Annotated in this window: 17 protein-coding genes; 12 read left to right on the plus strand and 5 right to left on the minus strand. The window is 59.7% G+C overall.

Annotated features, from left to right (window positions below):
• Positions 1 to 4 precede the first annotated feature (4 nt).
• Positions 5 to 913, minus strand: a complete 909-nt coding sequence (locus BGE01nite_RS24240; RefSeq protein ID WP_146854619.1) for a leucine-rich repeat domain-containing protein — start codon at positions 911 to 913, stop codon at positions 5 to 7.
• Between the two features lie 465 nt (positions 914 to 1,378).
• On the opposite strand from BGE01nite_RS24240, the gene BGE01nite_RS24245 reads away from it, so the two are divergent.
• From BGE01nite_RS24245 to rfaD, 9 genes are all read left to right on the plus strand, one after another.
• A complete protein-coding gene (locus BGE01nite_RS24245; protein WP_146854621.1) occupies positions 1,379 to 1,756 on the plus strand; it encodes a hypothetical protein in 378 nt (125 codons plus the stop codon).
• A gap of 65 nt (positions 1,757 to 1,821) precedes the next feature.
• Entirely contained in the window at positions 1,822 to 3,522 is a 1,701-nt protein-coding gene (locus BGE01nite_RS24250) for a PAS domain-containing sensor histidine kinase (protein ID WP_146854623.1), read from the plus strand.
• Positions 3,523 to 3,585: 63 nt separating this feature from the next.
• Positions 3,586 to 5,394, plus strand: coding sequence for a response regulator (locus BGE01nite_RS24255; RefSeq protein ID WP_218033087.1), 1,809 nt, complete (start codon positions 3,586 to 3,588; stop codon positions 5,392 to 5,394).
• Positions 5,395 to 5,400: 6 nt separating this feature from the next.
• Entirely contained in the window at positions 5,401 to 6,606 is a 1,206-nt protein-coding gene (locus BGE01nite_RS24260; RefSeq protein ID WP_146854627.1) for an OmpP1/FadL family transporter, read from the plus strand.
• A 113-nt stretch (positions 6,607 to 6,719) separates the two neighbouring features.
• Positions 6,720 to 8,171, plus strand: a complete 1,452-nt coding sequence (locus tag BGE01nite_RS24265) for a class I SAM-dependent methyltransferase (protein ID WP_146854629.1) — start codon at positions 6,720 to 6,722, stop codon at positions 8,169 to 8,171.
• On the plus strand, positions 8,171 to 10,918 hold the full coding sequence (locus BGE01nite_RS24270; protein ID WP_146854631.1) for an ATP-binding protein: 2,748 nt from the start codon (positions 8,171 to 8,173) through the stop codon (positions 10,916 to 10,918). Before BGE01nite_RS24265 ends, BGE01nite_RS24270 begins: the two co-directional genes overlap by 1 nt.
• Before the next feature lie 11 nt (positions 10,919 to 10,929).
• Positions 10,930 to 12,180, plus strand: coding sequence for a hybrid sensor histidine kinase/response regulator (locus BGE01nite_RS24275; protein ID WP_146854633.1), 1,251 nt, complete (start codon positions 10,930 to 10,932; stop codon positions 12,178 to 12,180).
• Between the two features lie 435 nt (positions 12,181 to 12,615).
• Positions 12,616 to 13,272: an AMP-binding protein gene (locus BGE01nite_RS24280; protein ID WP_146854635.1), complete on the plus strand. Its 657-nt coding sequence runs from the start codon at positions 12,616 to 12,618 to the stop codon at positions 13,270 to 13,272.
• A gap of 70 nt (positions 13,273 to 13,342) precedes the next feature.
• Positions 13,343 to 14,350, plus strand: a complete 1,008-nt coding sequence (gene rfaD / locus BGE01nite_RS24285) for an ADP-glyceromanno-heptose 6-epimerase (RefSeq protein ID WP_146854637.1) — start codon at positions 13,343 to 13,345, stop codon at positions 14,348 to 14,350.
• A 130-nt stretch (positions 14,351 to 14,480) separates the two neighbouring features.
• Here rfaD and BGE01nite_RS24290 read toward each other — a convergent pair whose 3' ends face one another.
• The 4 genes from BGE01nite_RS24290 to BGE01nite_RS24305 are packed head-to-tail and all read right to left on the minus strand — an operon-like array spanning position 14,481 to position 19,430.
• Positions 14,481 to 15,926 (minus strand): sulfatase family protein, encoded by a 1,446-nt coding sequence (locus BGE01nite_RS24290; protein WP_146854639.1) that lies wholly within the window; start codon positions 15,924 to 15,926, stop codon positions 14,481 to 14,483.
• A gap of 44 nt (positions 15,927 to 15,970) precedes the next feature.
• Complete coding sequence (locus tag BGE01nite_RS24295) at positions 15,971 to 16,906, minus strand: FAD:protein FMN transferase (protein WP_146854641.1); 936 nt, start codon at positions 16,904 to 16,906, stop codon at positions 15,971 to 15,973.
• On the minus strand, positions 16,903 to 18,027 hold the full coding sequence (locus BGE01nite_RS24300; RefSeq protein ID WP_146854643.1) for a beta-ketoacyl synthase N-terminal-like domain-containing protein: 1,125 nt from the start codon (positions 18,025 to 18,027) through the stop codon (positions 16,903 to 16,905). The genes BGE01nite_RS24295 and BGE01nite_RS24300 overlap by 4 nt, the downstream gene beginning before the upstream one ends.
• A complete protein-coding gene (locus BGE01nite_RS24305) occupies positions 18,024 to 19,430 on the minus strand; it encodes an FAD-binding oxidoreductase (protein WP_146854645.1) in 1,407 nt (468 codons plus the stop codon). Before BGE01nite_RS24305 ends, BGE01nite_RS24300 begins: the two co-directional genes overlap by 4 nt.
• A gap of 47 nt (positions 19,431 to 19,477) precedes the next feature.
• Between BGE01nite_RS24305 and BGE01nite_RS24310 the strand changes: the two genes are divergently transcribed.
• From BGE01nite_RS24310 to BGE01nite_RS24320, 3 genes are read left to right on the plus strand one after another with little or no spacing between them, the layout of a single operon-like run.
• Positions 19,478 to 20,734, plus strand: a complete 1,257-nt coding sequence (locus BGE01nite_RS24310) for an MgtC/SapB family protein (protein WP_146854647.1) — start codon at positions 19,478 to 19,480, stop codon at positions 20,732 to 20,734.
• A gap of 57 nt (positions 20,735 to 20,791) precedes the next feature.
• Complete coding sequence (locus BGE01nite_RS24315) at positions 20,792 to 21,757, plus strand: DnaJ C-terminal domain-containing protein (protein WP_146854648.1); 966 nt, start codon at positions 20,792 to 20,794, stop codon at positions 21,755 to 21,757.
• A gap of 1 nt (position 21,758) precedes the next feature.
• Complete coding sequence (locus BGE01nite_RS24320; RefSeq protein ID WP_170267023.1) at positions 21,759 to 22,001, plus strand: MerR family transcriptional regulator; 243 nt, start codon at positions 21,759 to 21,761, stop codon at positions 21,999 to 22,001.
• Positions 22,002 to 22,004: the final 3 nt, after the last annotated feature.

Raw genomic sequence — 22,004 nt, forward strand, 5'->3', positions numbered from 1 at the left:
TCTGTTACTTCCCGAGCTGTGCCCAAAAGGCCTCCGGCGGCATGAGATCCTTGCCGTTCTCGTCAAAGCGGGTGCCGATCTCCTGCACCGGGAGGCTTTTGGCCACATCGAGGCCGGTCTTGATGTTCGCTGGCGTGAAGACCAGCCGAGTCAGGGGCACACCTTTGAGCGGGGTGAGGTCCGTGACCGGAGTCTCGCCAATGTGCAGACGCTGAAGAGAGGTGCCGGAGAGAGGCGAGAGGTCGGCGACCTTGGTTTTGTGCAGCGTCAGGCTGACCAGCGGCACTGTTTTGAGCGCTGTGATGCTCTCCACCGGCGTGCCCGTGAGCCAGAGCATCTGGATGGGTGATTTCGCCAGGGGGGTGATGTCCGCCACCTTGGTGTCGACCACATTGACCTCCACCAGCGGGGCTCCTTCCAGGGCGCTGAGATCACTCACAGGCGTGCGGCTCAGGTAAATCTTCTCCAAGGGCATGCCCCGCAGCGGCGAGAGATCAGTGACAGGGCTGTCCTCCAGGTAGAGCTCGACCAGTTTCATGCCCTTGGTGGGGCGGATGTCCTGGATCGGCGTGCCGCTGAGGTCTAACGCCAGGGGGCTGAGACGCAGCAGGAACTCAAGATTGCGGATCTTGGCTCCACGAAGGCTGATAGCCACGGGCTGGCCGTCCTGGAGGTTGAACTCGCCGCTGCCATCGTAGTCCGGATTATGGTATTTGATCTCGGTGTGCAGCATCTCCGGGGTCCAGTAGACCTTCTTCGGACCGGCAGGAGGGGCGCTTTTTTCAGGCGAGGTCGTGGTGGCGGGAGCGGGAGAGGCAGCTTGGGGTGTCTGGTTCGGGGGCGAAGTGGGTTTCTTCTCACCACAGGCGGACAAGAAAATGAGAAGAGAGAGGGTCGGGAGCAGCAGCTTCATAGGATCGAGCATGAACGTGGGTCCAGCCCGGCTCCATCTCGAAAAGGTGTTTCTTTGTGAGATGATCCGCCTTCCGCTTCCAGCACCCATGATGTGGAAAAGGGTCGGAAACCCCAAGGCGGCGCAGCAGCCGCACACAAGTAGCGGCAAGCATTACCTATTGTTTAAACAATTGACTAAACTCTCTGTCCCGGCCTCCGCCACCAGGGAAACTTGCCTTTTCGGGCTGTCAATCTCTAGGCACTGATATTTAAAATTCCATAATTAAATTGATTTTTGGAATATATTGAACGTCATTAATATAATTTCCAAAAATATATGCATACACCAACAACCTTCGTCAGCCCCGAAATGGCCTTCGCCAGTTTCGACATGGTTAGTTTTGGAATCCTCGAGGTGCCTCCCCATCCCTTGCGCTTTGGCTTTCAGGTAGATATAATTCCCGAGGAAAGTCCCCGCCAGATCATGTTTGGTCTAGTCTCAAGGCATCGTTCACCTGAGGGCAAAACATCCTCGGTAGGCTTTGCCGTCCAGTTTGACCTCCAGACGGGTGAGGTTTGGGATCTCCTCAATGACAGCGGCCTTCTGGGCATGATCCCTGATGTGGATCTCTTCCTCGGCCAGTTTTCCGATGAGGAACCCATGCTCCTGAGCTGGGAGGTCGAGCACCTGGGCAGCGCGCTCATTCCGAAACTGCACATCGGCGGTGAAGAGTGGCTCTACCCGGCCATCGGCTTCCGCGATGGCATGCGCATGGAAACCCTCGCCGGAGGTGCTGGCGACCACGGCAGCACCTTGAGCTCATTCCTCCACCCTGCCGTCTGGCGTGAAACCCTGATGTGATCACCCCCCGGGCGTGCTGGACCGCGAGCCGCCCGACCTCCCCTTTTCTTTTGTCACCGGACTCTATGATTTCCCTCTCAGGCTTCAACATCTGCCGCGACAAGCATTTCACCATGGCTTTGATCTCGATGCCAGAACCGCTCGCCTTGATGCTCTCAGGTCTCCTGGGGTATGGCCTGGTGGCGTGGTTCTTCGTCCGTCATCCCCAGTCGGTGAATGTGCGCATGCTGCTGCTGTTGCTGCCCCTGTTCCTGGGGATCTGCGGGACCATCCAGTTCGCGGCCATGCTGCGCAAGCCGCTGAATCATGCGGCCGCGGCACCGCTGCTGACAAACGCCTGCATCCTGGCGGTGATCATGATGATCTTCTGCGCGGCATTGATCGCCGTCTTCACCTCCCTGCTGCAGCGCAGCCAGCAGCGTGAGCAGCACATGTCCTCCATGGCGGCGACGCTGCGCTTTGAGGAAGCCCAGCTGAGCCTGCTGGTCAGCGCCATCTCCGGCGTGCTCTGGCAGCGCTCTCCCCACATGTGGAACTACATCAGCCTGAGCCCGCAGTCAGAAGGCTTTCTGGGTTACAAGCATGAGGAATGGATGTCCGGCACCCAGTTCTTCCGCGACCGTGTGCATCCGCAGGATCTGCCGAACCTTTTAACCGCGTGGAAGAACTCCCTGACCAAGGTGAAGCGCTTCCAGATCGAGTTCCGCTTCCAGAAGAAGGATGGCAGCTACGCCATGCTGTGTGAAAACGGCGTGGCCCTCCCGGATGCAAACGGCCATCTGACCATGTGCGGCGTGCTGAAGGACGTGTCCCAGCGCCATGCGCAGGAAGACATGCAAATGCGGGCGCACCGCCAGCAGGTGGAAGCCGCCCATGAAGCGGGCAAGGCGGAGATCGCCAAGAGCGTGCTGCACAACATCGGCAACGTGCTCACCAGCCTCAATGTGAGTGCCAAGCTGCATGTGGAAAAACTGGCCTCCTCACGCGGGGCGAACCTGGGCAAGGCAGCGCGCCTGCTGCGCGAGAACGAGGCGAACATGGCCAAGTTCATCAAAGAGAGCCCGCAAGGCCGCCGCCTGCCAGCTTATCTGATCTCCGTCAGCGAGCATCTGGCCGAGGAAAGCCGTCAGCTCTACATCGATGCCATCGGCATGGTGCAGCACATCGAGCACATGAAGGACGTCATCGCCCTGCAGCAGGTGCATGGCCGCGCCTCACAGATGGAGGAGGCTGTGGACCTCGCGAACTTGTTTGAGCAGTCCCTGGCCCTCGAGGGTGATGTGCTCAGGGATCACGACATCCAGATCACGCGGAACTTCGCGGACATGCCTCCGGTCATGCTGCCCAAGAATCTCATGCTGCAGGTGCTGGTGAATCTGATCAGCAATGCACGTCATGCAGTGTCCGCCACGGGTGTCCGGGAGAGGCACATCACCATGACCATCAGCCAGCCGCAGACCGGTGTCGCGGCACTGACCGTGCAGGACTCAGGCTGCGGCATCAGCCGGAACAATCTTCAGCGCATCTTCACCCACGGATTCACCACCCGCAAAGAGGGCAACGGCTTCGGCCTGCACCACGCCGCCCTGCTGGTGGAGGAGATCGGCGGCAAGCTGAGCGCCTGGAGTGAAGGCGAGGGCAATGGGGCCAGCTTCACGCTGGAGTTCCCCGCGAACTTCGCCCCGCCTGCCCTGGCCGCCGCAGCCAAAACGATCACCGGCACCATGCCCCGTCCTCTCAAATACACGACCTCCATTCCGATCTAACCGTCCCTTTCTCTCCCGATTTCCCTAACCAAATCCACCGTGCCTATGTACTCTAACAAACGCGTGCTTATCGTTGACGATAATCCGACCATCCGGGACGACTATCGTCGCATTCTCTGTCCTTCCACCTCAGGTGTGGAAGAGCTCGAGAGCATCGAGGCCATCCTCTTTGACGAGATGCGCAGTCATCAGGCCAAGGTGCGGCCTAACTTTCAGACTGCCTTTGCCAGCCAGGGTGCAGAGGCGGAAAATCTTACCAAGGCTGCCATCGAGCAGGGCATGCCGTTCGCCGTGGCCATCGTGGACGTGCGCATGCCGCCCGGCATCGACGGTGTGGAAACGGTGAAGCGCCTGTGGCGCGCGCAGACAGATCTGCAGATCGTGCTGTGCACCGCTTATTCGGACTACTCCTGGCAGGAGATCGTGGAGGAGCTGGGCACGAGCCATCGCCTCGTGGTTTTGAAGAAGCCCTTTGACCCGATCGAAGTGCTGCAGCTCTGCCAGGCCATGTGCATGAAGTGGGTGGCTGAGAGAGAGATGGCCTGCCGCCAGCTTGACCTGCAGAGCCGCCTGACCCGCACCTCCCTGCGTGCCGAGAAGGTCGCCGGAGAGCTGTATCAAGAAAGGAACTTCCGTGACCAGCTGAAGCAGAAGCGCTCAGATGCGGAGGTCATCGATGTGATGTCCGGCCTCGCGGCCAGCATCGCGCATGACTTCAACAATGCGCTGACCGTGATCCAGGGTCATCTGAGCTCAGCGCTGCTGACTCCAGGTGGTTCGGGTTCCACGCTGCCGATGGAGCAGATGATGCAGGCCGCCGAGCGCGCCTCTTTCCTCAGCCAGCAGATGATGGCGCTCACCTCAGATGTGGAGATGCCGGCCGAGACGCATGTCTTCAATGCCGTGCCTGTGATTCAGAAGCAGGTGGAGATGATGGGCCGGGTGCTGAAGGAGAAGCTGCGCATGGAGCTCTACTACAGCGAGACCGAACTTTTTGTTTGCGCCTCCGAGACGCTCCTCACCCGCCTGCTGAACCTCATGGTCATCCGTGCCCAGGAGCAGGTGCCGCGTGGTGGCAGCATCAACATCACCCTCTCCAGCCGCACGACCATGGACGCCCGTCTGGCTCCTGATGCCCAGGGACGGCAGATGCTGGTCCATCTCAGCTATAGTCTGGGGCCTGTCGATGACGCTGCCCTGGTGGAGAAAGAAGCCTGTGACCGTCTCGTGCCAGCCATCCAGCTGGCAGAGAGCCTGGGCGGGATGCTGCAGGTGCGTGCAGGCACTGACAGCACATGCACGCAGACCTTGGTGCTGCCAGAAGCGGACCCCCAGCAGCCTCAGGCGGCCATGCAGCGCGTCATGACCGCGCGGAATGCCACATCAGCCTCAGGCAGGCAGCTCACCTTCATGGTGGTGGACGATGAAAAGACAGTCTGTGACATTCTGGGCTACATTCTCAGCAGCCAGGGTCATCAAGTCATGAAGGCCCACAGCGCGCTGGAGGCCTGGACACTGTGGCAGTCCCATCATCAGGAAATCGACATGCTCGTCACAGACGTTTACCTGCCTGACGGACTAACAGGGTTTGATTTGGTAGGCCATCTGCGTGCCGCCGCACCCACCCTGCCAGTTATCTATATGAGCGGCTATCAACCTGCCATGATTCATGGCGGCGAAGCCCTCACCGTCGGGGTGAACTATCTTAACAAGCCATTCGATGTATTAGACCTATTAGGCGTGATTTCCCGAATGTTGGAAGAGTCGGCATCCGGACAACATGTAACCACCCCGCCATCTTCTGCTCCGCCTACTCAATTACTTAGCAAGATTGACAATTTGCCATACCGCGCGCAACCAATTACAGTTTAATTTACCATGAAGTTAATTAACCATATTTGGTTGGGCATCACCCTCACCACGCTCCTCACAAACGGTCGTGGTCATGCGGCGGAGTCCCTCTCCCTGATCCCTGACAGCGCCGAGGCACTGAGCCTTGCCGGTGCCCGGTATGCCAACCTTCGGGACGCCTCCGTGTCCCGCGTGGCACCGGCTGCCATGCTGGATTTTGATCGCCCTGAGGTGCTCCTGAATGCCGCGCTGTGGCGTTCAGACATCGGCCTCAAGTCAGACGCCGGTGTCTCGATGGACAATGACCAGCCATGGGTCTATCCAGCAAGCTTCTACGCCGTCTTCCCGCTTTCCAGCAAGAATGTCGCCTTCGGCATTGGCATGAGCACACCGTATGGTCTGGGCTCTGAGTACTCCAAGACCGGCCCCCTGCGCTTTCAGGTGCCTTATGAATCAAGCCTGATCACCACGAGCATCACGCCTTCCATGGCCTTCCGCCTGACGGAAAAGGTCAGCGCTGGCCTGGGTCTGGACTTCATGCGTGGAGATCTCCAGTTCAGCCAGTTGAGATTCCCAGTCGGCGAAGTTCGCCTGGATGCGCAGGGCTGGGGCATTGGCGGCTTTGGCAATATTCTTTGGAAGGTCACCCCGCGCCAGCGCATCTCACTTGTGGGCCGCCTGCCGATCCGCGTGGACATGGACGGTGACTACCAGATCCTTGGCGTCGCCCCGACCACCCTGCGCAGCGACTTCGAAACCAGCATGACTTTCCCTGGCTCGGTGGCCCTGGGTTATGGATTCGACGTGACTGACCGTTTCACCATCGGCTTCGATGCCAAATGGATTAACAACAGTTGCCACGATGACATCCCGATCCGCACTGGAAATCTACCCCCGCCGCTAAAAAGAGTTCCTCTTCAATACAAGGACTCGATCGATCTCGGCACAGCGGTGAGCTACAAACTTAACGAGGCATGGATCGTCCGCTCCGGCTACCTGTTCTCGGAGAACTCCATGCCCGACAAATATTTCACGCCTGCGATTCCGGCCTATGACCGCCACATCTTCAGCCTCGGTGTTGGCTGGCGCGGAAAGAGCAATCGAATTGATGCGACCTACGGCTTCATTTTTAGCCCGGATCGAGATGTGGGTGGAAATGTGGATCCTGCACTTAATGGCACCTACCGGCATCAGTGGCACGTATTCCATTTGAGTTTCACTCATATTTTTTAAAGACAGGCATGCTCATCCTCAAGGGTTTGCAGGCCACTCTGCGGCACCAACTTTGTTCACCTGTGCTTCCAGCTTGTCGGGCTGGAAGCATTCGGCTGATATAGCCTCGTCATATGGCTCTCGAAATTGTCCCACAGACACCAGGAAGTGCGCTCTCAAGCGACCGGCTGAGCATCATCTATTGCCGCAACAGCCAGGGGGCTGAAGTGCGCGGCACCTTGCTGCGCGTGACGCGTCATGTTGCTGTCTTTGAAGTATATAATCCCTACAGTATTCTCCAGCTTTCCGAGGTGCTGACCGAGTTTCAGATCAACGTGAATGACCGCACGCTGTATTCGGGACGCGCGGTCATCAGCAATCTCGTCAACGCGGGCATCATGCTCATTCTCGAGGCAGCTCTCGAGGAAGAAGGCTGGCGCGATGTCGACACCTTCAATCCACTGCGGGATGGCGGTGAGCTGAAGGCGGAACTGGCCGAGTTTCTCAAGGACAGCACACGTGTCTTCCGGGTGACGCCCGAGTTCAAAATCGTGGTGTCAGACATCCAGACGCTCCTGACTGACCTCAGGCGCTGGATGGAGCAGGTGGAGTTCGGCATCCGCACGCTGCCGACGGCGGACCGCAATCACCTGGAGGTCCAGATCATCCGGAACCTGGAGGAGCCCGTGGTGCCGGTGATGCTGCCGTTGATGCGCCGGTTTGAGCAGATCGCCAGTGAGATTCCGCAGGAGATCCAGCCTGTGCACCGCAGCTACATCAAGCGTCAGCTGCATCCCCTGGTGCTGTGCGCACCGTTCGTCTACCGCACCTTTGCCAAGCCGCTGGGCTATGCGGGGGACTATGAGATGGTCAGCATGATGCTGCGTGACCCCTATGAGGGCAGCAGCACGTATGCGAAGATGCTGAACAAGCTGTATCTGGAGATCCCGCCGGTGATCGCGCACCGGAACCGCATCGTCTATCTGGTTAACCAACTTTGCGCAGAGACCGAGCGTGCGCGGAAGCTGGGACGACGTGCCAAGGTTTACAACCTCGGCTGCGGCCCTGCCCAGGAGGTGCAGCGCTTCATCCAGGACCACGCGATCTGCGACGAGGCAGACCTCAACCTGCTGGACTTCAACGACGAGACGATCGAAAACACCAGCCGCACGACCGAGGACAATGTGCAGGCCTACCAGCGCAAGACGGGCCTCAACTTCATCAAAAGGTCCGTGCAGCAGGTGCTGAAGGAATCCGTGAAGGCGGGAGAGGGAGGCAAGTATGACCTCGTCTACTGCGCGGGACTCTTCGACTACCTTTCCGACCGTATCTGCAAGCGGCTGCTGGAGATCTTTTACGACATGCTGGCCCCGGGAGGGCTCCTCATCGCCACCAACGTGCACCCGAGCAACGACTGGCGGAACTGGATGGAGTACCTGGCCGAGTGGCACCTGGTCTACCGGGACGAAGCACAATTTTTGAGCATTGCGCCAGGCAGCGCGCCACCCGAATGTATCCGGGTGGTGCCTGATGCCACCGGCGTGAACATTTTCCTCGAAGTGCGCAAACCCGAGAGTCCCGCTTAATGGCTCCTGCCAAGCCCAGTCTTTACAGAGCCAGCGCAAGCCTGAGACGAGAGTTTCAGGCTTACGAGCGGGACGTTCGTATCAAGAACTACCGGCTGTGCGCGATCCTGGCGGCGATCTTCATGGTGGGGGGCTTCACGCTGGACCTTGTCGTTTACGGTGAGGAAGGCATGTGGCGATTTCTGCACTTCCGGGTCATTTCCGGCATTCTCCTGGTGGCCATCTACTTTGGCCTGAACTCCACCATCGGCCGGGATTGGCATCGCGTGCTGGGCTTGTGCATGGCCTTCCCGCTCATGGGTTCCATCGGCTGGATGGTCTATGTCAGCGAGGGCTACGCCTCCCCTTACTACGCGGGATTGAACCTGGTGCTGGTGGGCGCCGCCATTCTCATGCGCTGGCCGCTCTTTGAGAGCGTGCTCGTGGTGCTGCTCACGGTGGGGATCTATCTGGCCGCCAGCTTCGGCCAGGGGCCGATTGATAACGGAAGACTGTTCTTCAACAATTCTTACTTCATCTTCGTCACCGGTGTGTTCACGGTGGCAGGCACCGCCTTTTACAACAACAGCCGCTTCTCCGAGTTCCTGCTGCGCAAGACTCTCGACGCCAAGCATGAGCAGCTGCAGGAGGCCAACGCGCAGCTGGAAGAGGGTAATCAAAAGCTCCGTGAGCTGGACGTGGCCAAGAGCCGGTTCTTCGCCAACATCAGCCATGAGCTGCGCACGCCGCTCACCCTCCTCATCGCGCCGGTGGAAACGCTTCTGAACAAGGGCAGGACGGTGTCACCCACGGAGCAGAGTGAGATGCTCACCACCATGCAGGGGAATGCGATGCGGCTGCTGAAGCTGATCAACACCTTGCTCGACCTTGTACGGCTGGAGTCCCAGACCATGGAGTTGCAGAAGACGCCGCTCATTCTCACGGACTTCATCAACGGTCTCGGCAGCGCCTGCCAGGCTCTGGCCAAGGACAAGCGCATCACGCTGAAGACCACCTGTGATCCGGAGATACGTCCGGTCATGGTGGATGTGGAAAAGATCGAGCGCGTGTGCCTGAACCTGCTCTTCAACGCCCTCAAGTTCACACCGGCAGGCGGCATGATCACGCTGAGCGCCAGCCGTGATGGTGACCAGATGCTGATTCGTGTGCAGGATACAGGCGTGGGGATTGCCAAGGAGCACATTCCGCAGTTGTTCAGCCGCTTCTTCCAGGCAGATGCCACCTCCCAGCGTCGCTTTCAGGGCATGGGGATCGGCCTCGCGCTCGTGAAGGAAATCGTCGAGCTGCACGGGGGCAACGTGCATGTGGCCAGCCGACCTGGCAAAGGCAGTACGTTCACGGTTTACCTGCCGTATGAACCCGCGACACCGAAGACCCAGCCTCTGCTGAATGGCACCAAAGCAAACGCTGACGGCGAGCCGTCCACGGGTGAATGGATTGCCGATCTCTATCGACGTGCCGAGTTCTCCACCTCGCTGGCAGACTCACCACGCCGTGCCGCGGCAAGCGCCAGCCAGGCGCCCATGCCACTACCGCACAATCACCGGAGCAAAGACCAGAAGAAGGTGACCCTGCTCATCGCGGAAGATGAGCCGGACATGATGAACTACCTGCGCTCCCAGCTCGCGCCTGAGTTTGAGATCATCGAGGCGAATGATGGCAATGAAGCGGTGGCGAAGGCAGGGCAGTTCCATCCTGACATCATTCTCTCCGACCTCATGATGCCCTACAAAGACGGGATGCAGGTCTGCCGTGAACTCAGGAGCCGCACCAGCACGCGGAACATCCCGGTGGTGCTGCTCACGGCGCGCCCGGATGAGCGCACGAAGATCGAGGCCCTCACGGCGGGAGCCACGGACTTCATCGGCAAGCCCTTCTCTCTCACGGAGGTGCGTGTGCGCCTGCAGAACCTGGCGGAGTCACACCGCTATCAGCGTGAGCTCAGCGAGCAGAAGAAGCGGCTCGAGGCCACCCTGGAACAGTTGAAGGAGACGGAGTCCATGCTCGTGCAGCATGAGAAACTCTCCGCGCTGGGACGTATGAGCGCCGGCCTCATCCATGAGATCAACAACCCGCTTAACTTCGCCACCCAGGGGCTTTACTACCTCCGGCTGAACCTGGACAAGGTGCCTGATGATGCCAGGGCTGACTTCACCGAGACGCTGACGGACATCGAAAACGGCGTGAAACGTGTGGGCACCATCATCACCGACCTGCGCGGCTTTACCCGTCCGGATCAGGCGGCCTTCATGGACTTCAGCGTCCAGGAGCTGCTCCAGACCGTGGTGCGCTTCTTCTCCCATCATCAGAGGGATGGCATCCAGTTCGTGGTGGAGGCCACCCCGGATCTGCTGCTGCATGGCAGCAGCGGCCAGCTCACCCAGGTGCTGGTGAACCTGCTGCAAAACGCTGTGGATGCGTTTGAGGAGAAGAAATTTGCCAATGGCGAGACCCCCAAGGTGCAGATCAAGGCCCACGAGCGTGGTGACCGCGTGGTCCTCTCCGTGAAGGACAACGGCATCGGCATGAACCGCGAGACCCAGGAGAAGGTTTTCGACCCCTTCTTCACCACTAAGGAAGTAGGCAAAGGCATGGGTCTCGGACTCTCCATTTGCCACCGGATCATCGCGGATCACCAAGGAATCGTCACCATCCTTTCCAAAGAAGGAGCTGGCACTGAATTTATCCTGGATTTACCAGACGCTTCTTCTTATCGTACCATGAGAGAGGAAGCCTCCATTCTCTAACCCCTGGCCCTATGCACGACTACAAGCGCTACTGCATCCTCTATGTTGATGATGAGGAAATGTCCCTGAAGTACTTTCAGAAGAGTTTTAGCAACGATTTCCGCATCCTGACCGCCTCCAGCGCAGCCGAGGGCATGCGCCTCATCCAGGAGCGTGGAGACGAGATCGGCGTGCTGCTGACTGACCAGCGCATGCCCGGTGAAAAAGGCCTCCAGCTGATCGAGCGCGCACGGCAGATCCGCCCGCGCATGGTGCGCATGATGATCACGGCCTATGCCGACTTCGGTGTGACGGTGGATGCAGTGAACCAGGGCAACATCTTCCGCTACATCTCGAAGCCGATCCAGATCGAGGACATGCGCAACACGCTGAAACGTGCGATCGAGTACTTCCTGCTCCAGCGTGAGCGTGACGAGCTGCTGCTGGAGAAGCTCTCCGTGGTGCAGAACATGATCGTCACGGACCGCATCATCAGCCTGGGCGTGCTTGCCGCAGGCCTGAGCCAGCATCTGCGCAATCCGCTGGATGCCGTGCGCACCTTCCTGCATCAGACACCGGCCAAGCTCCGCTACGAAGAGCTGGATATGAACCGGCTGCGTGATCCGTCCTTCTGGCGTGACTTCCATGCGCAGGTGCTTCAACACGCACATCATGTCAGTGAACTGGTGAGTCATCTGGACGGCATCGCCACGGCCGCTGCGAGCGAAGCTGCCGCGGATCCTGCGACGATCATCCAGGGTGTGCTCACCAAGTTTCAATCACGCCTCGCCGAGCGCCGCATCACCGTGCAGACAGACATCCCGGCCAACCTCCCTTCCCTGCACGTCGAGCCAGCCAAGTTTGCGCGCATGTTTGAGCTTCTGCTCGAGGACGAGCTGGTGAGTCTTCCCGAAGGCTCCACCATCACCTTCCACGCCGCTCCGCTGAGTGTGGCCGGCAGTCCGGTGCGCATCCAGTTTACCTTGAGTGACGACGGGACGGGACTGCCGCCCGATTCGCTGCGCTCCGTGTTTGATCCCTTTGCCTCACGTGATGCGGCGAACCAACAGTTTGGATTGAATCTCCTCGGCGTGTTCTTCCTCGCCCATCACTACGGCGGCTCGGTGAAGGCTGCCGACAATCAAGGCAAGGGTGTGACCTATACCCTTGAGATTCCGGTGACCTCTCCTCCCGCCGCTAGCGCCTCCGCAAGCAGCGAGGAATTCATCACCAAAGTGCTGGTCAATGACGCTTTGTGGGAAAAGCTGCTCGCTGGAGCCTGAAACTTTTTCTTCCATTTCGACCTTCCCTATGAATCCGCTGAATAGCTAGGCTGTTCAGCGGATTTTGTTTGAATACATAAAAAGAATAAATTGGGAAAGGCAGAAACCTCCCAAGCCGTATATCTACCACACCGTCCAGCTCAAAGAGTTCAGTTCGATTAAGTTGATAGCCAACACTTAGGCGCGATTTTCGACCTTGGGGAAAAATCATCGCGGCCTGATGGTTAGCATATCTGTTTTTCTAAGTTTCATTAAACTCAGTGTAATGTTGTTACATCGAAAGGGTGTTACGGATAGTGTAATTGCTGATCGAATGAAGTTCTGAAGGCTGAATGTCTCTCAAACAAGGCCGTCTCAATGCTGTTTTTCGATATGCATCATTACATTCCACTGACAAAGTATTGACATTTTCTGAAAATAATAGTCATTATAAAGATGCCTCTCTCTCCCGCCACCTTCTCCCTTGAGAACAAGCATAAGCCTTTCTTCTTCAGCCAACACCTCGCTGATCTCGCTGAAAAAAGCCCGGAGAAGCAATGCCTGCATCGTGGCCAGCTGACGACCGCCGAGAAGGTTTGGGATGATGTGCTCCGTGCAGCGACGTGGATGCAGCGCAATGGGGTGGAGCGCGGCAATGTGGTCTTCTTTGGCCTGTCTGCAGATCATCCCGATGCGCAGACATTGCTCATGGCTGCCTCGCACGTGGGTGCCACGGTCTCGCTGGCCCCTCCGCATGCCACGCACGCCAGGCTCGCTGAGATCGCCAGCCAGATCAGCCCTGCCTGCCTTTTCCTGGATGCGGGCACAGCCTCCTTCCGCGCGCATCTGGAAGGCACTCTGACCGTGTGGATGACGCCAGGCCTTTCCGGTGGCGAATGGGATGAAGTGGAGCTCGACGAAGTCTTTTCCACCGCACCTGCCTGGGGTCTCCCCTTCCCCGGCCAGACGGATGACACCGCGCTGATGCTTTTTGGCGAGTGCGAGAACACTCCAGCAGATGTCTGGACGCACCGCAGGCTCGGTGAATCCAGCCACGAAGGCACAGCCTCACGTCTCCACGGAGACAGCAGCGTGCTCACTCTGCCGGCATGACGCATGGCAGAGCGTAGACAGTGACGGACAAGCGGGTTGCAAATCTCCCGCCTCCTCGCTAACAGCCTGGATGCTCAAGTCTTCAGAAAGTCGAATCCTCGTCACCGGCGGAGCCGGATTCATCGGCAGCGCTCTCGTGTGGGAGCTGAACCGCCGCGGTTTCGAGAACGTCATCATCAGCGACAAGCTCTGCTCTGATGAAAAGTGGCGCAATCTGGTACCGCTGAAGTTCCACGACTACATCGACGGCACGGATCTGGAGCAGCAGGCACGCAGCAACCCGGACTCTTTGGGCAAGTTTGATGTCATCTTCCATCTCGGCGCCTGCTCCGCCACCACGGAGAAGAACGCGGAGTATCTGATGCGGAATAACTATGAGTTCACCAAGGTGCTGGCCGAATGGTCGGTCGCCAAGGGCACGCGCTTTGTCTATGCCTCCTCCGCCGCGACCTATGGCGATGGCTCCCTGGGCATGGATGACGAGCTGGAAGATCTGCACCGCCTGCGTCCGCTGAACATGTACGGCTATTCGAAGCATCTCTTCGACCTGCATGCGAAGCGCACCGGCATGGACCGCCGCATTGTCGGCATGAAGTACTTCAATGTCTACGGACCGAACGAGGACCACAAGGCGGACATGCGCAGCGTGGTGCACAAGGCCTACGGCCAGATCCTGAACACCGGCAAGGTGCAGCTCTTCAAGTCCGACCGACCTGACTACAAGGACGGCGAGCAGATGCGTGACTTCCTGTATGTGAAGGACGCCATCAAGATGACTCTGCATCTGGCCACGGAGCCTCTCGCGAGCGGTCTCTACAATCTCGGCTCCGGCGAGGCCCACACCTGGGTGCAACTGGTCACCGGCATCTTCGCCGCACTGGGCAAGGAACCGGTGATCGACTTCGTGCCCATGCCGGAGCATCTGAAGGCCAAGTATCAGTACTACACCTGCGCGGACATCGCCCGTCTGCGCAAATCTGGTTACGCCGAGCCGCTCTTCACGCTGAATGACGCGGTGAAGGACTATGTGCAGGGTTACCTCGTCGGAGACAAGCGGCTTGGGGACGAGGCTCTCTAAGTCGAGCTGGAGGCTCCAAAGAAATTAGCCGGGGGTTCTCGCTCGTTCCTCGCTTCACCCCCGGCTACCTGCTTTCGAGCCTCCGGCTCGCAGAAGGCTGGAGTCGACCTAACAATCATTTAAACATACCTCACCGCAAAGGCGCTGGCAGGAAGTCCCAGTCGAGAACCATCTTCTCGGTCAGCGCGCGCTTCAGATCATACTCGGTGTCCTTGTATTTCGGATCACCAGAGAGGTTCTTCAACTCACCAGGATCTGCATCAAGGTCGTAGAGCTCGAAGGTGGGGCGAGGTGAGGTGAAGTAGGTCTTCACGAACTCAGGGGCCAATTTGCCAGCTTGATTTGCGGCTTCCATCTCGGTCCAGCTGGGGTCGCCTTTGCTGTCCACAGGGGCCACCGCACCATGCGGGGTGCAGTTGTAGATGAGCTTGAACTTGTCGCTGCGCGCACAACGGGCGAGATCGAAGGCATTCGCGGTGATGTCTGGCTTCATGCCGCCATCACCACCGTGAGGCCCGCGCTCGGCGAAGATGTATTTCCGTGGCTCGAAGGACTCGCCACGCAGTTGTTTGGCGAAACTGATGCCGCTCATCTCCTTTGGAGCCGGCACGCCCGCGACCTCCAGCATGGTCGGAGTGAAGTCTTCACCGGAGAGAAGATTGCGGGCCACTTGTCCGGGCTTCGTCACACCCGGCCAACGCACGATGCAGGGGGTGTTGATGCCGGGATCGGTGAGGTAGCCTTTGCCGTGAGGCATGGCCATGCCGTTGTCGCCGATGAAGACAACCAGCGTGTTCTCCGCAAGGCCACGCTTTTGCAGCACATCGAGCACGGTCTGCACATCTTCATCGAGGTGCTCGACCTCCTGCAGATACTTCGCGAGGTCCTGGCGCACGCCGGGAAGATCCGGCAGATGCGGAGGCAGCGTGATCTTCGCGGGATCGAGTTTGCCTTTGGAGGAGACTGTGTCCCAGGTGTGATGCGGATCACTGAAGCCGAGCCAGAAGAACCAGGGCTCGCCCTTTGGGACGAGGTCCAGGAAGGTGGCCAGCTTGCCGCCGAAGTTCTTCATCCCATCACTCTTCTCTTCCACATAGTCGGCGCGCTTCTTGAAGGTACGCAGGTTCATGCGGTCCATCACCTCGCCCATGACCGGAGCCGCACGCGGCGCGCCCTTCTTGCCAGTGGCAGGGCCATCGAGATGATAGCTGCGGCCGGCGATGCCGGTGAAGTAGCCGCCCTGGTCACGCAGCAGATCGGGAAGCGCGGGCATGTTCTCCGGCAGCGGCGAGGTGAAGCGCACCATGCGCACGGCCACGGGGCTGCGGCCTGTCATCAAAGCGGCACGCGAAGGCACGCACTGCGGGCAGGAGGTGAAGAAGCGATCATAGCGAATGCCATCGGCAGCGAGTTTATCCAGCGTGGGTGTGCGGACGTCGGGATTGCCGTAGCAGCCTAGGTAAGGCACGCTGTGATCGTCGGAGAGCAGGAAGAGGATGTTGGGCTTGTCGGCAGCGAATGACGAAATCCGAAGCACGAATGACGAAGCAAGAAGAAGCAGAACAAAGAGGCGCATGATGCGTTCGAGAACGCGAGCCAACCGAGAAACTTCCAACGAAGTCACTCCGGGAAACGAAGCTCGACACCAGGAATGCGGGCAGCCACTTCAGCACCCTTTGTCTTGCCCAGCACGCACATGGCGGTGGCCAGGGCATCACTGGTGGTGCAGTCCGGTGCGCTGACGGAACACGCAACGCGTTCCCTGAGACCGAGACCGGTCTTCGGCGAGACGATGTGCGAATAGCGCACGCCCTCGATCTCGGTGAACTGGTAGAGATCTCCGGAGGTGGAGACACAGCGGTTCGCGAGACGGATGCTGCTCTCATGCTGCGAGTCTGTGCGCAGGGTGACCTCCCAGCCTTCTTCGTTCGGCGGAGGATCGCCTGCAGATGTATCGCCTCCGGCAAGAACCACGGCACGCGTGATGCCATGCTGTTTGAGGACGCGCAGGCATTCATCGGCCGCGTAACCTTTGGCGATGCCGCCCAGATCAATCAAGGTGCCTGGAGTGAGCGTGACGCTCTGTGTTTCCGGATGCAGCGTGATGCGACGCCAGTCTGTGGCAGCGACGGCTTGAGCGAGACGATCCGCCGGAGGCAGCTTCTTCAGCCGCTTCGCACGCCGCCAGAGATGCGTGACATGTCCGCAGGTGGGATCAAAGGCACCCTCGGTTTTCTCCGCCAGCTCCCGTGAGCGCTGCAAAAGATCAAAGAGCTCACGACTCACTTTCCTCGGATACGCCGCCTCGGGTGAGCAGAGCTTCATGAGCTCGCTGGCGGGATCGTAATCGGTGAAGATGGCATTCAGATACGCCACACGTTCCAAACAAGCATCCACCGCCTTGGCAGCAGCTTCCTTGCTTTCGGCATAACAAGCGATGCGGAAAGTGGTGGACATGCCCGAGCCTGAGAAATCATGGCGGACCAGATCCGCTGCCGCTGACATGGAAGCCGTCAGCAGCAGGAGCGCGATGATCTGTCGAACAACACAACTCATGGCGGGACCGGGATCGGAATCTCAATGGGCACCGGCGGAGCCACGACCTTCAAACCGATGGCCGCATTATGCCCGCCCATGCCGGAGGTGATTTTCAGAATCTCATCTCCCACATGCAGATCCACGACATCTGGCGAGACACCGGTGAGGCCGGGAAGGTTTCCAGGCAGATTGGGCAGCGCAGAGGCGATGAGTGCGGTGTCCAGCAAACCATTGGCACCAAGCGTGTGGCCCGTGAAAGGCTTCAGCAGCAGGATGGACGGCAGAGGATTCACGAAAGCCGTGCGCAGCGCGTGCATCTCGGACTTGGAATGATTCGGCGTGCCGGTGGCGTGAGGGCAGATGATCACCGGCCGTGGAAAGGTGGAGAGCAACTCAGCCAGAGATGCACCGTCCTCGGGTATTGCCAGTGAGTCGTAGGCGTCACTGTTGGCCGCATAGCGCGTGACCTCAGCCAGACCAGTCTCCGAAAGCTCCAGAGTCAGAGCCACACCGGCCTCACCGAGATGCAAACCCGTCGTTGTCGGAGACAGCGGATCATTAAGAGAGTCCGTGGCGAGCAGTCGAGTCGCGCGGAAAGCCTCGATCAACTCCGGCACAAGCGGCAAGTCTGCGGCCACCACAAGCGCACGCTGGCACAAGCCTGCGCGCAGAGCTGTCCAGGCCATGCCAAGCGCATCCAGACCAGCGGAGCATCCGCTGGAAAGCATCTGCCAGGGACCGCGAATGCCGAGTTCAATACTCACGGCGGCAGCGATCTCACTGTGGATGGTATTGCTGGCACGGAAGCGTGCGGAAGGGCGCCGCCAGTCATTGTGGCCGAGAAGTTCATCCGCATTGCCACGGCTGCTGGCGGCGAAGAGCCAGGCCGTCTTCGTTTCCTCGGCAGTCCAGCCAGAACGCTCCACGGCGGCACGTGCCACACGCACGGCGAGATTCGAGACGGCACCATATCGCCGGCCTTTGAGCACGGACCGGTCCGCAATGCGGCCCTGCAGCATGCCGTCATGCTCGGCGAGACCTGTCTTGCCAGCACGCCAGGAGGCGAGACATTCAGATAAAGAGCCGCCAAGCGAGCAGACAGTCTCGGCGGCGGTGATGGAAATAGCACTCGAACTCACAGATCAAAAATCTTCCCCGGGTTCAGCAGGCACTCGGGATCGAGAGCACGCTTGATGCTGCGCATGAGCTCATAGCTGGCCTCGCCAAGCTGACGCTTCACAAAGGCCTTTTTGGCCAAACCAACTCCATGTTCACCGGTGACGGTGCCGCCGAGGCGGATGGTCTCGGTCACGATCTCCTCCAGTGCTTCCTCCACGCGATGCATCTCCTCATGGTCGCGTTCGTTGGTGAGGAAGGTGGGGTGCAGGTTGCCATCGCCCAGATGACCGAAGGTGCCGACCATGAGCTTGTGACGATCAGCGACCTCGCGGATGAACTTGACCATGTGGGCCAGCTCCGTGCGCGGCACGGTGACGTCTTCGAGAATGGTCGTGGGCCGTTTGCGAGCCAGGGCTGAGAAGGCACTGCGACGTGCGGTGGCCAGTCGTGTGGCCTCGGCATCATCCGCAGCAGCGCGCACCTCGCGAGCACCATGCTGGCGGGCCAGCGCCATCATTTGCGCGGCTTCTTCTTCGACCACCACAGGATGGCCATCCGTTTCCATGAGCACCACGGCTTCCACTTCGGTGGGCAGGCCGATCTTGGCGAAGTCTTCCACGCAACCGACGGTCATGCGGTCGAGGAACTCCAGAGTGCAGGGGATGATCTTCGCCGCGATGATGGCGCTGATGGTCTCCGCGGCGGCTTCCATGCTGTCATAAAGGGCCAGCATGGTTTTGCGCGCCTTCGGCTTCGGCACCAGCTTCAGCATGACCTCAGTGATGATGCCGAGCGTGCCTTCACTGCCGATGAAGATGTCCTTCATGGAGTAGCCGGCCACGTCCTTCACGCATTTGTTGCCCAAGGTCGTGAGCGTGCCATCAGCAAGGACGACCTGCAGGCCCATGATGTAGTCACGGGTGACGCCGTATTTGAGGCCGCGCAGGCCGCCGCTGTTCTCGGCTACGTTGCCGCCGATGGTGCTGATCTTCATGCTGCCGGGATCTGGCGGATAAAACAGGCCCACCTTCCCTGCCGCGTCGTCGATGTCTTTGGTGATGACACCGCTCTGCGCACGCAGGGTGAGGTTCTTCTCATCGACCTCGAGGATCTTGTCCATCTGCGCCAGGCAGAGGACGAGGCAGCCTTCCAGAGGCACGCTGCCGCCGCTGAGGCCGGTGCCGGAGCCACGGGTGACCACGGGCACCTTCGCAGCACGGGCCAGCTTCACGCAGGCGGCCACCTCCTCCCCCGTGAGGGGAAACAACACCGCGCCGGGTTTCACCTTCAGTGCAGCAGTGCCGTCAAAGCTGTACGGCAGGATGTCCTCGGGCTCGGTGAGCACGCGAGAGGGATCAACGGCAGAGCGGAGGGATGCGACCAGGGAGGGGGTGACGGTTGGCACAAGGTCGAGTTTGGACAGCGCAAGAGAGGGTGCAAGAGCGTAGAGTCTTATGGCGACCTTTCCTCATGCCTGCGACGCTTCCCGAGACCTCCGAACTGCTGCAGTCCTTCGGGACGGCGCTGGGGCTGGGCCTGCTGGTGGGTTTGCAGCGGGAGTGGGTGCAAAGCAAAGTGGCCGGTATCCGTACTTTCGCGCTGCTTTCCGTCTTCGGGGCTCTGTGCGGGCTGCTGGGCATGATGTTTGGCGGCTGGGTGATCGCCGCCTCCATGATCGGCTTCGTCGCCCTGGTCATCGTAGGGCATCTGAGCGAGCTGCGGGAGGATCCCGACTCGGGCCTCACCACGGAGATGGCCATGCTGGTCATGTTTGTGCTTGGCATCATCACCGTGCATGGAGAGCGGCTGATCGCCATCATCATCGCGGGCAGCGTGATGGTGCTGCTGCATAGCAAGAAGACACTGCACGGCATGGTCAGGCGGATTGGCGAGGCTGATCTGCGCGAGATCGCACGCCTCGCGCTGGCGGCGCTGGTGATCCTCCCTGCCCTGCCGAATGAGGACATGGGCTACATGGGCGTGCTGAATCCCTTCTCCATCTGGCTCATGGTGGTGCTGATCATCGGCATCAGCCTCGCGGCCTACATGGCGGGCAAGTTCTTGGGAGGTCACAAGGGGGCAGCGGTCACGAGCATTCTCGGAGGGCTCATCTCCAGCACAGCTACCACGGCCAGCCTCGCACGAAGGAGCCAGGAAAAAGGATCCAATGGAGTCAGCCTGGCCGCTATGGCGCTCATTGCCTCCACCATCGTGTTTGTGCGTGTACTAGCCGAGGTGGCCATCACGGCGCCCGGTCACCTCAAGCAGATGATGCCGCCTCTGGTGACGATGATGGTGTGGTTCAGTCTTGTCGCGGCCATTGCCTATCGCATCTCGGGAAATACGGGAACGCATCGCGTGCCGCAGTCGCCACCATCAGAACTGAAGAGCGCGGTCGTCTTTGGCCTGCTCTATGCCGTGGTGCTGGTGGTAGTGGCAGCGGCCAAACAATACCTCGGGCCTTCGGGTCTCTACATTGCCGCCGCCATCTCCGGGCTCACGGACATGGACGCCATCACCCTTTCCACCGCGAAGCTCGTGAGTGCCACGCATCTGGACCCCGGCACGGCCTGGCGCATGATCCTGGTGGGCGGCATGGCGAATGTGGTCTTCAAAGGCATCCTCGTCGTCACGCTGGGTGCGCGAGAGTTCATCAAACCCACCCTGATGGGCCTGGGCATCGCCATGCTCGGAGGGGTGGCCATTCTGCTGCTCTGGCCGTGGTGAGACAAACACAGTTCATCCTCATCATCGGCAGCCAACGTATCTTCACGGTTCACCACCATGCCCGCCCAGTTCAAAGACTACTATGCCACCCTCGGTGTCTCCCGTGATGCCAGTGCGGACGATATCAAAAAGGCCTTCCGCAAGCTCGCGCGGAAGTATCATCCGGACACTGCGACGGACAAGAAGGAGGCCGAGGAGAAGTTCAAGGAGATCAACGAGGCCAACGAGGTGCTCAGCGATCCTGAGAAGCGGCAGAAGTATGATCAGTTAGGCGCAAACTGGCAGGAAGAGGCGCAGGCACCACCTCCATATCCAGGGGGCGGTCACGGGCAGAGTCAGGGCCATGAGCAGGAGTTTCACTTTGGCGGCACGGGCTTCAGCGACTTCTTTGAGCAGTACTTCAGCGGTGGCAGCCGGTATGGCTTCCAGGAAGAGTACATACCGCGATCAGGCGGAGGTGGCCGTGCGCGTCGTGGGCATGACATCGAGGGAGACATCCTGGTCTCGCTGGACGAGGCCATGCATGGCACGCAGAGGCCGATTTCGATGCAGACGGTGAACCGCCAGACGGGCGCCGTGGAGACACAGGAGTTTCAGGTGCGCATTCCGCCAGGTGCCACCGATGGGCGGCGCATTCGCGTGCCGGGGCATGGCGAGCCGGGACACAACGGCGGCGAGGCGGGTGATCTGTATCTGCGGGTGAGGCATGCGGCGCATCCGGAATTCACCACGCGTGAGGCGGATGTGTATCATGAGCTTGATGCCGCACCTTGGGAGGCAGTGCTTGGCGGCGAGGTCATCGTGCCCACGCTCGACGGCAGCATCAAGCTGCGTATTCCCGCAGGCACGGAGAATGGCCAGACGCTGCGCGTTCGCGGCAAAGGCCTGCCGAAGGCCAAGAGCGGCGAGCGCGGTGATTTCTTTGTGGTGATCCATCTTGTGCTGCCAACGCAAATCAGTGATGCCGAGCGCGAGCTCTGGGAAAAGCTGCGCGCCACCTCCAACTTCAAACCCCGTGCCTGACATGAACGAAGTCTATACCCTGGAAGTGCTCGCCAAGATCACGGGCATCGAGTCCACCACGCTGGTGCAGTATCAAGAGCGCGGGATCATTCGACCGCAGTTTGATGATGACACCGTGCGCAGTTTGCGACGAGTCGAGCATCTGCGTGAAGCCTGCGGGATGAACCTGGAAGGCGTGAAACTGCTCACGGAGCTGCTCGGTGAGGTCGAGAGGCTGCGGGAGCAGTTGAGAGCTAAGCGCTAACCT

The sequence above is a fragment of the Prosthecobacter gellanilyticus genome (assembly GCF_007992435.1).
In the GTDB taxonomy this organism is placed as follows: domain Bacteria; phylum Verrucomicrobiota; class Verrucomicrobiia; order Verrucomicrobiales; family Verrucomicrobiaceae; genus Prosthecobacter; species Prosthecobacter gellanilyticus.